We start from the raw sequence: 13732 nt of genomic DNA, 5'->3' as shown, positions 1-13732 counted from the left end.
TCAGAACGGAACGTCGTCTTTGGCGGTCAGGAAACGGGAAACAACTTTTTTCACGCCTGCTTTGTCGAAATCGACCTCGACCTTATCGCCTTCGATGCCGGTAACCGCGCCGTAGCCGAATTTCTGGTGAAACACCCGCTCACCCAAGGTGAAGCTGGCAATGGCCGTGGCATCAACCACTGTATTCCGGCTTTCTTTGGGCTGGGACATTCCATACTGGCCCTGCCGCGCCTGCATCCGCTTCCAGCCCGGAGAGTTGTATACATTCGCCTCAGCCGCGCGGGTTTCGATCGTCGCGGCCGGTTGCCCGCCGCCATACAGCCCCGGAGGCGTCAGAACCTCCACATGGTCCTCAGGCAATTCGTCGATGAACCGCGATGGCATTGCGTTCTGCCATTGCCCGAACACCCGCCGATTGGCCGCGAAAGAAATCGTGCAGACCTCCTCAGCGCGGGTAATGCCCACATATGCCAGACGCCGTTCTTCCTCGAGGCCCTTGAGGCCCGATTCATCCATGGAGCGTTGCGAGGGGAACAAACCGTCCTCCCACCCCGGCAGGAACACGGCGGGAAACTCCAACCCCTTTGCCGCGTGCAAGGTCATGATCGAAACCTTCGCCCCGTCGCCCTCTTGTTCATTGTCCATCACCAGGCTGACATGCTCCAAAAACCCTTGCAGGTTCTCGAAATTGTCTAGCTGATTCACCAGTTCCTTGAGGTTCTCCAACCGGCCCGGCGCTTCGGGCGTCTTGTCGTTTTGCCAATGCCCGGTATAGCCAGATTCGTCCAAGATGATCTGCGCCAGCTCGATATGCGTGTGCTCCGGCGCACCATAGCGAATGGGCGACACCCCGTCGTCAATAACCGAGTCGTCATCGACTTCGATCCGAGGCCCTCGCGTCAGTCCATTCCACCGCGCCAATCCGTCGATCAACTCGCGCAGAGCCTTACCGCCCTTGCCCTTGATCAACTGGTTCTCAACCGCAATCCGCGCCCCTTCGACCAGAGATACCCCGTTTTGGCGAGCAACAACCTGAATCGTCTGCTGCGCTTTGTCACCAAGACCGCGTTTGGGTGTGTTCACGATCCGCTCGAACGCCAGATCGTCCTCGGGGCTGACCACTAACCGGAAATAGGCCATGGCATCGCGAATCTCCATCCGCTCATAGAACCGAGGGCCGCCGATCACCTTGTAGGGCAGACCAATCGTCAGAAACCGATCCTCAAACGCGCGCATTTGATGCGACGCGCGGACCAGAATAGCGATTTGGTCGAGGTTCATCGGGCGCACACCACGCGTGCCGCCCTGCATCGCGTCGATCTCTTCCCCGATCCAGCGCGCCTCTTCCTCGCCATCCCAATGGCCGATCAGACGGACCTTCTCACCATCCTCGGCGTCGGTCCAAAGCTCTTTGCCCAAGCGGCCTTCATTTCCACGGATCACATTCGACGCAGCCGCCAGAATATGGGGGGTCGAGCGGTAGTTCTGTTCCAACCGCACTACGAAGGCGCCGGGAAAGTCCTTTTCGAACCGCAGGATATTACCCACCTCGGCGCCGCGCCAGCCATAGATCGACTGGTCGTCATCGCCCACGCAACAGATATTCTTGTGCCCTGCGGCCAGCAGACGAAGCCAGAGGTACTGAGCGACGTTGGCATCCTGATACTCATCCACGAGGATGTAACGGAACCGGTTTTGATAAACTTCCAGTACATCAGGTCGTGTTTGAAAAATCGTGACCATATGCAGCAGCAGGTCGCCAAAATCCACCGCATTCAGATCACGTAAGCGGCCTTGGTACTGGGTGTACAGTTCGATGCCCTTGTGGTTGAATGCCTCAGCGTCAGTTGCGGGCACCTTGCCTGGCGTCAGTGCGCGGTTTTTCCAATCGTCGATGATTCCGGCCAGCATCCGTGCAGGCCAGCGTTTGTCGTCAATATTGTTGACCTTAAGCAACTGTTTGAGCAACCTCAGTTGATCATCGGTATCCAGAATTGTGAAGTTCGACTTTAGGTCAACCAATTCGGCGTGACGACGCAGCAATTTTGCACTAAGGGAATGAAACGTGCCCATCCACCTGATTGGGTGATCCAATTCAAACGGGGTCTTCGCCAACCGGTCTGCCATCTCACGCGCAGCTTTATTGGTGAAAGTCACCGCCAATATCTGGTGCGGAGATGCGTGACCAAATTTAACGAGTTGCGCAAGTCGCGCCATCAGAGTTTTTGTTTTCCCTGTCCCGGCACCAGCGAGAATCAAAACCGGCCCAAAAACCTGTTTGGCGGCTTCCTCTTGGGCCTGATTCAAGCCTTTCAAGTGACGGTCGTCCGGTGGAGACCTGCGAGCCATCGCCCGCGCTGATAGCGATGCGCCCTCAAAGGCGTCCGTTTCGTCAAAACTGCTCATATCGGCAAACTACGCTGGATGGGCCAAAAGGAAAAGGGTTTGTTCACGCCTTGTTCGCGCGAATTTTCCTTCGGGGTCATACAAATCTTAATCATTTTCACGCGCCCGCATGCAAGGAAGTTAACACTCTGTCAAAACCTGTTGCCGATGCTGCTCTGCACTTTGTGGGAGAACGCGGGTATGGAACAGACAGCAAAAGCACGCCTTATCGGCAAGCTGAAGGTCTTTGTCAGCACGGCAGTGCTGATCGCTCTGACGGCTTTGGCCGGTTGGGGGATTTATACGCTGCCTGCCCCGCTTGTGGATCGCATGCTGGAATCGGATCTGCGCCATCACGCCGTACGCCTTGAAAGGAAAGTGGAAAGCCAGCTTTTTGACGTCAAGACCAGTTTCGAACGACACATCCTCAGCCAACATGATGAGGCTTTTCTAAGCTTGCTGCCTGAAACCTCTGATATCTATCGTTTCAAACTGTTTGATTCCTCGGGTGAGGTTTTCTGGTCGACCCGCGATGGCGATGTCGGCTCGGTGAGTACCAAACCTTATTTCACGGACGTAGTTGCCATGGGCAACCTGTTCTACAAGCATGAGGAAAAGCCCATCGCCGAGGTAGACTCGCTGAACGCCGACCAGTTGGAGAATCTGGACAGCAACACCCGCCATGTGGCCGAAATCTATACGCCTGTAATTCAGAGCGGAAAATTCCTCGGCGCGATTGAGTTCTATACCGACATCACTGATTTAAGAAACCTGTTCATTGGCCGGGTTCGAATGTCGCTGGTCGCGATTAGTGCGGTGGTCCTACTGGCTTTGTCCGCCGTAATTCTGATCGTGCATCGCAACAATCGCAGGCAGTTGGGCGTGCTTCGCGTGCGTGCGCAGAAAGAACGAGAGTTGATGGATGACCAACTGCGCCTCGCGCGCGAGGTCCGACTGCTGGGCGAGTTGAATGAATGGCTGCAATCCAGCCGCTCGCTGGATGAGCTGTTCGACATGGTCTCACGATTCATGACGCATATCCTGCCCGAGGCTGAGGGCAGCGTTTACGTCTATTCCAACTCGCGCGATGTTCTGGACGGATGCGCCAGTTGGAACGGTGGCACCCACAAGGCGCATATCCACCCCGAGGGCTGCTGGGGCTTACGCCGTGGACGGACCTATGAATTCGGTGCCTCCGAAATTGATTTTGTCTGCGAGCATGCGGAACCCCATGACGGGCGGGCCTATTTCTGTTTTCCAATTCTCGCTCATGGCGAAACGATCGGCCTGTTGCACCTGCGCGCGAACGAGGGGAAGTGTGAGGTCTTTCACGCCAGCAAGAAACTGGCGCAGCTCTGCGCGGAACAGATCAGCATGGCGATTGCCAATGTGCGGATGCGTGATCAATTGCATGACCAATCCGTGCGCGATCCTCTGACGGGGTTGTTCAACCGACGCCACATGACCGACAGCCTCCGCCGGGGAATCAGCCGCAGCCAGCAGACCGGAGCACCGCTCAGCCTGATTGCAGTGGATGTCGACCATTTCAAGAAATTCAACGACACACATGGGCATGACGCGGGTGATATGGTTCTACGCGCCGTGGGCGCCGCCTTGGAACAGGGGTGCGACCGCGATGAGATCGCCTGCCGCATCGGTGGCGAAGAATTCATGCTGATTCTCCCCGACAACACGCCTGATGATGCGGTGACACGGGCTGAAACCCTGCGCCAAGCGGTCGAGGCCGTCTCGGTCAGATATGGCGACAAATCCCTGCCGCGGATCACGATCTCGGTCGGGGTAGCGCATTACCCTGCACATGGGACGATGCCGCAAGACTTGATGCGAGCGGCCGATGATGCCCTCTATTCAGCCAAGGACAACGGTCGAAATCAGGTGGGCGTTGCAAATGGTCATACCGACTCGGCGGCTGAACGTCCGGGGCCGAAATCGCTCAAACATAGGCCTGACGCGGCGTGATCCCCTTGCCGAATCGCAGTGTAGGTCGGATCAAACGCCATGGACCTGCACAGCACCTATCCCGGCATCGCCGACCTGAAACGCCGCGCCCGACGACGGCTTCCGCATTTTGTCTGGGAGTATACCGAAAGCGGAACAGGGACCGAAACGGCCATGCTCCGAAACCGAACAGCGCTGGATTCAGTGCGACTACTCCCCTCGATTCTAAAGGGTGAACTGGAATACGACACTAGCACGCGCTTCTTGGGGCGGGACTGCCCACTTCCTTTCGGAATCGCGCCGATCGGCATGTCGGGCCTGATCTGGCCGGACGCAGAAGGCATTTTGGCGCGTGCGGCTGCGCAGGCCTCTCTGCCCTACACACTGTCAACGGTGGCCAGCCAATCCCCGGAGGATCTGGCCCCTCATCTGGGTGAAAACGCCTGGTTCCAGCTTTACCCGCCTAGGGACCCAGAGATTCGAGCAGATTTTCTAGCCCGCGCCCGACAGGTAGGATTTAAAACGTTAGTCCTGACGGCAGATGTTCCTGTCGCGTCCCGAAGAGAGCGTCAGACACGCTCAGGGCTGACCCATCCGCCAAGGCTGACGCCGAGATTGCTGGCCCAAGTCGCGCGGCGCCCGGCTTGGGCGTTTGGGATGCTGCGACAGGGCATGCCCAAAATGCGCACGTTGGACAAATATATCGACAACACAAAATCGATGCCGCTCACGGCCCATGTCGGGTACTTGCTGCGGACGTCACCGGACATGGAATACGTCAAACGATTGCGCGATCAGTGGGATGGGCCCTTCGTGATAAAGGGAATCATGCGCCCCGACGATGCCGAAATGCTTGAACAAGCCGGGGTGGATGCGCTTTGGGTCTCTAACCACGGAGGGCGTCAATTTGACGGTGTCCCCGCCAGCATCGAAGTTCTGCCCGAGATTCGCAGTGCCACCAGCCTGCCTCTGATCTTCGACAGCGGCATCGAAGGCGGGTTGGACATCCTACGCGCTTTGTCCAAAGGGGCCGATTTCGTCATGCTTGGACGGGCCTTTTTGTATGGGCTGGCGGCGCTTGGCCCCAAAGGACCAGCTCATGTGATTGATCTGTTACGCCAGGATATGCTCGCAAATATGGGGCAGATGGGCCTTGCCGACCTGACCCAAATCAAGACGATTTATCACGAAGATTGATGCTGCGGCGCAGCAACGCTACAAGAAACGCGCGAACAATGGCCGTTTGCGAGCGTTAACATGCCGGTTATACCCAGAACCACTGATACACCTGCGCGTATTCTCCGCCTATGAACACGGCCGAAACACCAAGACCGGGACCCAAAATGACCGATTTCAAGAAGATCCTGATCGCCAATCGCGGCGAGATTGCCATTCGCGTGATGCGCGCAGCCAACGAGATGGGTAAACGCACCGTTGCGGTCTTTGCCGAAGAAGACAAGTTAGGCCTGCACCGTTTCAAGGCGGACGAAGCCTACCGAATTGGCGAAGGTCTTGGCCCCGTCGCGGCATATCTGTCGATTGACGAAATCATCCGCGTTGCCAAAGAGTCGGGTGCGGACGCGATCCACCCCGGCTACGGCCTGCTGTCCGAGAATCCGGACTTCGTGGATGCCTGTGTTCAGAACGGCATCACCTTCATCGGACCCAAGGCCGAAACCATGCGCGCCCTGGGCGACAAGGCCAGCGCCCGCAAGGTTGCCATCGCCGCCGACGTGCCGGTTATCCCCGCTACCGAAGTTCTGGGCGATGACATGGCCACGATCAAGAAAGAGGCGGCCGAGATTGGCTACCCTTTGATGCTGAAGGCCAGCTGGGGCGGCGGTGGACGCGGCATGCGCCCGATCCTGTCCGAGGATGAGCTGGAAGAGAAGGTTCTGGAAGGCCGCCGCGAGGCCGAGGCCGCATTTGGCAACGGTGAAGGCTATCTGGAAAAGATGATCACCCGCGCCCGTCACGTCGAGGTTCAGATCCTAGGCGATAAGCACGGTGAGATCTATCATCTCTATGAGCGTGACTGCTCGGTCCAACGCCGGAACCAGAAGGTGGTTGAACGCGCTCCTGCCCCCTATCTGACCGAAGAACAACGCGCCGAGATTTGTGAGCTGGGGCGCCGCATCTGCGCTCATGTGAACTATGAATGCGCGGGCACCGTCGAATTCTTGATGGATATGAACACCGGCAAGTTCTACTTCATCGAAGTGAACCCGCGCGTTCAGGTGGAGCATACCGTCACCGAAGAGGTCACCGGCATCGACATCGTGCAGGCTCAAATCCTGATCGCCGAGGGCAAGACGCTGGCCGAGGCCACTGGCAAAGCCAATCAGGATGAGATCCGCCTGAACGGCCACGCATTGCAGACCCGTGTGACCACCGAAGACCCGCTGAACAACTTCATCCCGGACTATGGCCGCATCACCGCCTATCGCTCGGCCACAGGTATGGGCATCCGTCTGGACGGCGGCACCGCCTATGCGGGCGGCGTAATCACGCGCTACTACGACTCGCTGCTGACCAAGGTCACTGCTTGGGCGCCGACACCGGAAAAGGCAATTGCCCGGATGGATCGCGCCCTGCGTGAATTCCGCGTGCGCGGCGTCTCTACCAACATCGCTTTCGTGGAAAACCTACTAAAGCACCCGACCTTCCTGTCGAATGAATACACCACCAAGTTCATCGACGAGACCCCCGACCTGTTCGCCTTCAAAAAGCGTCGTGACCGGGGCACCAAAGTTTTGACCTATATCGCGGACATCACAGTCAACGGCCATCCAGAGACCAAGGATCGCCCGGAGCCGCGCGCTGATCTGAAAGAGGCGAAAGCCCCCGCTCAGAAAGCCGAACCCCAGATGGGGACCCGCAACCTGCTGGAGCAAAAGGGCCCGCAGGCCGTGGCCGATTGGATGAAAGCCCAGCGTCAGCTGCTGATCACCGACACCACCATGCGGGATGGTCATCAGTCGTTGCTGGCGACACGGATGCGCTCGATCGACATGATCAAGGTCGCGCCCAGCTATGCCGCAAACCTGCCGCAGCTGTTCTCGGTGGAATGCTGGGGCGGCGCGACGTTCGACGTGGCCTATCGCTTCCTGCAGGAATGCCCGTGGCAGCGCCTGCGTGACCTGCGCGACGGGATGCCGAACCTGATGACGCAGATGCTGCTGCGCGGCGCAAACGGTGTTGGCTATACCAACTACCCCGACAATGTGGTGCAGGAGTTCGTGCGCCAGGCTTCGCAAGGGATTGATGTGTTCCGCGTGTTCGACTCGCTCAACTGGGTTGAAAACATGCGCGTGGCGATGGATGCGGTCGTTGAAAGCGGCAAGATCTGCGAAGGCACCGTTTGCTATACTGGCGATATTCTGGACCCGGACCGCTCGAAATACGATCTGAAATACTATGTCGGCATGGCGAAGGAGCTGCGCGATGCAGGGGCGCATATTCTTGGCCTGAAAGACATGGCAGGTCTGTTGAAACCGGCCTCGGCCAAGATTCTGATCCGCGCGCTGAAGGAAGAGGTCGGCCTGCCGATCCACTTCCACACGCATGACACCGCAGGCATCGCCAGCGCCACCATTCTGGCGGCGTCTGAGGCCGGCGTCGACGCGGTAGATTGCGCAATGGACAGTTTCTCGGGCAACACGTCTCAAGCGACGCTAGGCACTGTGGTCGAAGCGCTGCGCCATACCGAGCGGGATACCGGCCTGGACATTAAGTCGATCCGTGAGATCAGCGACTACTTTGAGGCTGTGCGTGGCCAGTACGCGGCCTTTGAATCCAGCCTGCAGGCTCCGGCCTCTGAGGTGTATCTGCACGAGATGCCCGGCGGCCAGTTCACCAACCTCAAGGCGCAAGCGCGCTCTCTGGGGCTGGAAGAGCGCTGGCACGAGGTCGCCCAGACTTATGCTGACGTGAACCAGATGTTCGGTGACATTGTGAAGGTGACGCCTTCGTCCAAAGTTGTTGGTGACATGGCGCTTATGATGGTCAGCCAGGGCCTGACGCGAGAGGAAGTGGAAAGCCCAACAACCGATGTGGCCTTCCCCGACTCGGTCGTGGATATGATGCGCGGCAACCTGGGCCAGCCTCCCGGTGGTTTCCCGCCTGCAATCCTTCAGAAAGTCCTCAAGGATGAGGCCCCCAATACCGAGCGTCCGGGCAAGAACGTACCTGCCGTTGATCTCGAGGCCACCCGCGCCGACCTGTCCAAGCAACTGGACGGCAAAGAGGTCGATGACGAGGATCTGAACGGCTACCTGATGTATCCAAAGGTGTTCCTCGACTATATGGGCCGTCACCGCTCCTATGGTCCGGTGCGCACCTTGCCGACCCGCACCTTTTTCTACGGAATGGAGCCGGGCGAAGAGATCACGGCCGAGATTGACCCAGGCAAGACGCTGGAAATCCGTTGTCAGGCCATTGGTGAGACCGACGAAAAAGGCGAGGTCAAAGTGTTCTTCGAACTCAACGGCCAGCCCCGCGTCATTCGAGTACCAAACCGTCTTGTGACAGCCACCACACAGGCCCGCCCGAAGGCCGAAGTCGGAAATACCAACCACATCGGCGCACCGATGCCGGGTGTTGTGGCTACTGTTGCGGTCACCGCAGGCCAAGAAGTCAAGGAAGGCGATCTCCTGCTGACCATCGAGGCGATGAAGATGGAAACTGGCATCCACGCCGAACGCGAAGCGGTGGTCGCTACCGTCCATGTACAGCCCGGCGGCCAAATTGACGCAAAGGACCTGCTGGTCGAACTGGAATAACCAGTTTAGTTTTCGAAAGCACAAGGGCCGCTCGGGGAACCGGGCGGCCTTTTTCATACTCAGGAGGAACACGATGCTGACCATCACCCCAGTCTACGCCTCGTTGCTGGCGATCCTTTACATTGTTCTGAGCTTCCTGGTCATCAGCCAACGCCGCAGTGACAAGGTCTCCTATGGCGATGGTGGCAAGCCGGACATGCTCAAGGTGATCCGGACGCACTCCAACTTCATCGAATACACGCCCCTTGCACTGCTATTGATCACCATGATCGAGCTTCAGGGCGCCGGAGCGCTGATGCTGAACCTGTTGGGCCTCTGCCTGCTGGGCGGTCGCTTGTCGCACGCCTACGGCTTTGGCCGCAGCCCGCAGATCGTGATTCTGCGCCAGATCGGGATGGTCCTGACCTTCACGGCGATCCTCATTGCGGCAATTGCGAACCTCGTTTTGGCGCTTTGATCCAAGCATCCGTTTTTTGGCGAACGCCTGTATTTTTCGGCCCGGTGCGATCAAGTTACGAAGGAGGGATACCAACGGTTCCATTGGCTGCCTCCAGTTAAAATCGTAGCGTTTGAACAACGTTGCAAACTGAGCAAATTAGCGGGTTGCGGGCCAAAAAATTTTGCCATATACGCCTGCTCATCCAGTTGGCCGTTGCCCAGCGAGCATAGACCAAAATGTTCAAGGTGACGCTCTAACTTTTAAAACTTAGCCTTTCGTGGCTTGATCTGAATGAGAAAAAGATCTGCCTCTGCACCGAAGGACCAAGTTGAAAAAGTGCCCCTATAGCTCAGCTGGTAGAGCAACTGATTTGTAATCAGTAGGTCCGCGGTTCGAGTCCGTGTGGGGGCACCACTTTCAAGCAAAACAATATGCTGACCTACGCACATGGTCGATTTCGACCTATCTTGCGGAGCAAAGGTCAAGCGCGCTTGGTGACAACAAAGCTTGGCGCGTTCGAAAAAACTGAAAACTCTGTGCGCTGTGTGAACAACATTACTGAACACAAAACCGAACACCGCCATAGATAACACTGTAACGAGTTAGCGTTCATGGTGTGTTTCGAACGCGAGATCGGTTTCTCCTCCCTGTGATAGGGGCGCGCTTTGTTTCCGGCGCGCCCCGTCTTGTTTTGGGCTCTGTGTCACGCTCACCGATCTAAAACGGACTTCAATAGAAGTCGCGAGGCACACCTTTGTCAAACGCTCTCACCGCCCTACGATTTGGGTGTGAACAAACGAAGCGAATGGCCATGCTGGAAGACAAGCGCAAAGATCTTGACTCGGAAAAGCAGAAACAACTCCTCCGGAAGTTGGTTGAAGATCTGAGTAAACAGCAGATCGACCTCTACTATCAGCCCACAAGCGAAATCGCTGCGTTTCTTGAGAAACAGATCGAAAGCGGTGAGTCTCTGCTGGCAGAAGACAGGGCGCTTCTTCGTCGGTTGAGCCGCCGCGATATCGAAGTGCTTCTCAGCCTACACTGATAGATTTGCCAAAATTTTCTGCTAGAGAAAGTGGTGGGCGACCCTGGAATCGAACCAGGCGTGCGTCTCCGCGAGGGAGTTACAGTCCCCTGCCACACCTTGCGGCCTGTCGCCCACTGTCAGGCGTTGCACCTGACGTGGAGGCGTGATTACTAGCGCACCAAAGGAGCGTCAACAGGAAAATACCGCTTTGACGCAGGAAATCGAACGCCCGGCCCGGAGGCCAATAAAATGAAGAAACCCAAGTGGGTCGTGGAAAAGGAACAGGCGCGCAAAGCAGCCGCTTCGGAAACGGTTTGGCTGTTTGGTCTGCACGCCGTGCGCGATGCGTTGATGAACCCGAAACGGCAGAAATTGCGCCTGATTGTGACCCGAAACGCCCGTGACAAACTGGCAGAAGCCATTGATTTTGCGGGCACCGAGGCCGAGATGGTCGATCCAAGAAAGTTCAACGCTCCGATTGATCAGGGATCAGTCCATCAGGGTGCCGCCCTTGAGGTCAAGCCGCTGGAATGGGGCGGGTTGACCGAAAACTGTATCGGGCGCGAACACCCTCGCGTGATTTTGCTGGATCGGGTGACAGACCCGCACAATGTCGGGGCGATTCTGCGCTCGGCCGAGGTGCTGGGCGCCAGTGCTGTGATCGGGACTCGGCACCATTCCGCGCCTGAGACTGGGGCGCTGGCCAAAACCGCGAGCGGCGCTTTGGAGCGTCAGCCCTATTTGCGGGTCCGCAATCTGGCCGACGCGATTGTCGAGTTGCAGGGCATGGGCTTTCTGGTGCTGGGTCTCGATGGTGAGGCCGAAGATACGATCGAGGCCGCCATAGGGGATCAACGTGATAGTCCAGTGGCGCTGGTGCTGGGTGCAGAAGGCCCTGGATTGCGGCAAAAGACCAAGGAAACCGTGGACAAACTGGTGAAAATTGACGCAGCCGGTGGTTTTGGATCTTTGAACGTCTCAAATGCGGCGGCGATCGCCCTATATGCCTCACGGTATACAGGATAGGAGCGCGTCATTTCTGGCCCATCGAAAATCGCCACCTGCTGCTATTGCGGGACCCGAGCGGCGCTTGTCCTGAAGGGAAAGCAGCGGCATGAGCTGAGCTGCTCCAGCTGCGGCGCGCCGTTGCATGACCTCAAGATGTTGCCCAAGCGCAAGGTGACCGAAAGCGTGCCTAGGAAACATGCGGTAACTCATGCCGCGCCGCCGAAATCCAAGCGTAAGAAAAAGAAGAAAACCTTGTTTTCGCGCGTGATGGATGAGGCCTGGGATGTGATCGAGGATATCTTCGACTGATCCTCACGCCTTGGAATGATCACAACCGCGTCATCTGGGGTGTCTCGCCGCGCAAAACGTTGCAGATTGAGATGCTGGGTCCATGATTCCGTTGTAACTATGCCAATCCGCCACGCTCTCATTGGCGCGCTGAGCGCCACTCTTCTCGCTTCTGCCGCTATTGCGCAGACCATGCCCGTGTATTTCGCGCCCGAGGGGGCTGCGATGGCGGGATACGATCCAGTGTCCTATTTTCAGGGTGACATACCCGTGCAGGGCCGCCCCGAGATTTCAGTGACGTGGAAGGGAGCCGAATGGCATTTCGCCTCTCTCGAAAACCGCGCGCTGTTTGAGTCGAATCCGCGCGCCTTTGCCCCTCAATTCGGGGGCTATTGTTCCTACGCGATGGCACAGGGCATCCTCAAGGGAACCGATCCGGGGGCCTGGCAGGTGGTAGATGGGCGCCTATACTTGACGTTTTCGCCTGAAATTGAGCGGAAATGGCGTGAGGATCAGTTGGAATACATCCATCAGGCCGAAGGGAACTGGCCTGAGATTCTGTATCGGGAATAGGCAACCTTCCGCCGTTTGTGAAAAGTCATCACAAAAATGCGCGTGCCCTCTTTTTTTTATCCAAAACATGCCTAAATGTCACAGTGACCGCGGAACGGAACTGCCGCGGGTCATTTCACTGTCCCTCGTTCCAACAACTGGCGCCCAAGGTTTCTTGGGCGCTTTTTTCTTTTTCAGCCGTCGCATAGGGTAGCGGTATGGCTGACTATTCTGATGAGTTCCTGAGATCCCTTCTGAAGCGCACCAAGACCGTTGCCGTGGTCGGAGTGTCCATGAACGAGGTGCGGCCGAGTTTCTACGTAGCCCGCTATCTGTCGCTGAAAGGCTTTACCGTAATCCCGGTTAATCCCGGCCATGCGGGAAAGCAACTTTTCGGTCAAACCGTGCATGCCACCCTGTCAGATATCACGGAAGACGTTGATATGGTGGATATCTTCCGCCGCTCTGAGGCTGTGCCTCCGATCGTGGATGAGGCGCTGGAGGTATTCCCATCCTTGCGCACCATCTGGATGCAAATCGGTGTTGAACACGCAGAGGCCGCCGCCAAAGCTGAGGCGCGCGGCGTGGATGTGGTGATGAATCGATGCCCCAAGATCGAATATCAGCGCCTGTTCGGAGAACTGCGCATGGGCGGCTTCAGCACCGGCATCATTTCTTCCAAGCTATAGCGTCACTGCGCCGGGTAGGGTTTGAGGCGGGCCACCTGTTCTTGCCTGCGCTTTTCCAGAACAACCTCACGCGGGACCCAGTCATATCTTGTGTCTTCCTGCAGCGGAGACCAGAAAAGAACCCCGCCATAGCGCCACGGGTCCAACACAACGCCGTCATAGAGCGACTCGCCCCGCGCGCTGATGATCGCTGTGCTGTGGTCGATTCGCAGTGGATTGTCGGCATTGGCGATGGCGCGATGCATGTCCAGCGTTTGGAAGTTCTCTTGCTTCAACCGCCGCTCGATATCTTCGGCCCAGTGCCAGCATAACCCACGCGGGCGCAGGCCCTTGTTGACCTTGGCATTGTGGATCAACGGAGGGTCGGTGATCTCATATTCCTGCACCAGCTGCGCGGTGTAGGAATACGCAATGCGGGCGGCCCGGTTGGCCTCAGCCGGGTCGATATCGGGACCAAGGCTTTGGATTTCCGAGGCAAGACGCTGAACTTCATCACCGGTGGACGGTGGCGGGGCCGCACAGGCGCCCAAAGTCACGAGGGCCAGAACGCAGGCCAAAGCTCTGATCATTGTGATGTCCCTCGACCGATAGACCGTGAAACATG

At 57.5% G+C, this 13732-nt stretch carries 11 protein-coding genes and 2 tRNA genes; 10 read left to right on the top strand and 3 right to left on the bottom strand.

Annotated elements, in window-relative coordinates; all coding sequences use genetic code 11:
- The gene (locus tag ACXAH8_RS05430; protein WP_475216676.1) at positions 1–2406 is read right to left on the bottom strand and encodes an ATP-dependent helicase; all 2406 of its coding nucleotides are present in this window, start codon (positions 2404–2406) and stop codon (positions 1–3) included.
- 180 nt (positions 2407–2586) lie between these two features.
- On the opposite strand from ACXAH8_RS05430, the gene ACXAH8_RS05425 reads away from it, so the two are divergent.
- From ACXAH8_RS05425 to ACXAH8_RS05400, 6 genes are all read left to right on the top strand, one after another.
- The gene (locus ACXAH8_RS05425; RefSeq protein WP_475216674.1) at positions 2587–4365 is read left to right on the top strand and encodes a sensor domain-containing diguanylate cyclase; all 1779 of its coding nucleotides are present in this window, start codon (positions 2587–2589) and stop codon (positions 4363–4365) included.
- A gap of 39 nt (positions 4366–4404) precedes the next feature.
- Positions 4405–5541 carry an alpha-hydroxy acid oxidase gene (locus ACXAH8_RS05420; RefSeq protein WP_475216672.1) on the top strand — a complete coding sequence of 379 codons (1137 nt, stop codon included), beginning with the start codon at positions 4405–4407 and terminating at the stop codon, positions 5539–5541.
- A gap of 146 nt (positions 5542–5687) precedes the next feature.
- The gene (locus ACXAH8_RS05415) at positions 5688–9125 is read left to right on the top strand and encodes a pyruvate carboxylase (protein WP_475216670.1); all 3438 of its coding nucleotides are present in this window, start codon (positions 5688–5690) and stop codon (positions 9123–9125) included.
- Positions 9126–9198: 73 nt separating this feature from the next.
- Positions 9199–9582 (top strand): MAPEG family protein, encoded by a 384-nt coding sequence (locus tag ACXAH8_RS05410; protein ID WP_475216668.1) that lies wholly within the window; start codon positions 9199–9201, stop codon positions 9580–9582.
- A gap of 320 nt (positions 9583–9902) precedes the next feature.
- Positions 9903–9978: transfer RNA gene (locus tag ACXAH8_RS05405), tRNA-Thr, on the top strand.
- 391 nt (positions 9979–10369) lie between these two features.
- Positions 10370–10609 (top strand): hypothetical protein, encoded by a 240-nt coding sequence (locus tag ACXAH8_RS05400; protein WP_419739011.1) that lies wholly within the window; start codon positions 10370–10372, stop codon positions 10607–10609.
- 31 nt (positions 10610–10640) lie between these two features.
- Here the strand turns inward: ACXAH8_RS05400 and ACXAH8_RS05395 are convergent.
- A tRNA-Tyr gene (locus ACXAH8_RS05395) sits at positions 10641–10724 on the bottom strand.
- Between the two features lie 116 nt (positions 10725–10840).
- Between ACXAH8_RS05395 and rlmB the strand changes: the two genes are divergently transcribed.
- From rlmB to ACXAH8_RS05375, 4 genes are all read left to right on the top strand, one after another.
- Positions 10841–11617 (top strand): 23S rRNA (guanosine(2251)-2'-O)-methyltransferase RlmB, encoded by a 777-nt coding sequence (gene rlmB / locus ACXAH8_RS05390; protein WP_475216665.1) that lies wholly within the window; start codon positions 10841–10843, stop codon positions 11615–11617.
- Between the two features lie 9 nt (positions 11618–11626).
- Positions 11627–11908, top strand: coding sequence for a hypothetical protein (locus tag ACXAH8_RS05385; RefSeq protein ID WP_475217007.1), 282 nt, complete (start codon positions 11627–11629; stop codon positions 11906–11908).
- 99 nt (positions 11909–12007) lie between these two features.
- Positions 12008–12460: a YHS domain-containing (seleno)protein gene (locus ACXAH8_RS05380; RefSeq protein WP_475216663.1), complete on the top strand. Its 453-nt coding sequence runs from the start codon at positions 12008–12010 to the stop codon at positions 12458–12460.
- A gap of 197 nt (positions 12461–12657) precedes the next feature.
- Positions 12658–13128 carry a CoA-binding protein gene (locus ACXAH8_RS05375; RefSeq protein ID WP_475216661.1) on the top strand — a complete coding sequence of 157 codons (471 nt, stop codon included), beginning with the start codon at positions 12658–12660 and terminating at the stop codon, positions 13126–13128.
- Positions 13129–13130: 2 nt separating this feature from the next.
- Here ACXAH8_RS05375 and ACXAH8_RS05370 read toward each other — a convergent pair whose 3' ends face one another.
- Complete coding sequence (locus ACXAH8_RS05370) at positions 13131–13697, bottom strand: hypothetical protein (protein ID WP_170468060.1); 567 nt, start codon at positions 13695–13697, stop codon at positions 13131–13133.
- Positions 13698–13732 lie beyond the last annotated feature (35 nt).

This window comes from Ruegeria sp. ABV3_008 (assembly GCF_056161185.1).
Note: the sequence above shows the minus strand (reverse complement) of the source record. Positions and strands in the feature narration are given on the sequence as shown.

Coding starts and splice junctions, on each gene's coding strand:
- ACXAH8_RS05430 (WP_475216676.1), bottom strand. CDS start 2,406: ATGAGCAGTTTTGACGAAACGGACGCCTTTGAGGGCGCATCGCTATCA.
- ACXAH8_RS05425 (WP_475216674.1), top strand. CDS start 2,587: ATGGAACAGACAGCAAAAGCACGCCTTATCGGCAAGCTGAAGGTCTTT.
- ACXAH8_RS05420 (WP_475216672.1), top strand. CDS start 4,405: ATGGACCTGCACAGCACCTATCCCGGCATCGCCGACCTGAAACGCCGC.
- ACXAH8_RS05415 (WP_475216670.1), top strand. CDS start 5,688: ATGACCGATTTCAAGAAGATCCTGATCGCCAATCGCGGCGAGATTGCC.
- ACXAH8_RS05410 (WP_475216668.1), top strand. CDS start 9,199: ATGCTGACCATCACCCCAGTCTACGCCTCGTTGCTGGCGATCCTTTAC.
- ACXAH8_RS05400 (WP_419739011.1), top strand. CDS start 10,370: ATGGCCATGCTGGAAGACAAGCGCAAAGATCTTGACTCGGAAAAGCAG.
- rlmB (WP_475216665.1), top strand. CDS start 10,841: ATGAAGAAACCCAAGTGGGTCGTGGAAAAGGAACAGGCGCGCAAAGCA.
- ACXAH8_RS05380 (WP_475216663.1), top strand. CDS start 12,008: ATGCCAATCCGCCACGCTCTCATTGGCGCGCTGAGCGCCACTCTTCTC.
- ACXAH8_RS05375 (WP_475216661.1), top strand. CDS start 12,658: ATGGCTGACTATTCTGATGAGTTCCTGAGATCCCTTCTGAAGCGCACC.
- ACXAH8_RS05370 (WP_170468060.1), bottom strand. CDS start 13,697: ATGATCAGAGCTTTGGCCTGCGTTCTGGCCCTCGTGACTTTGGGCGCC.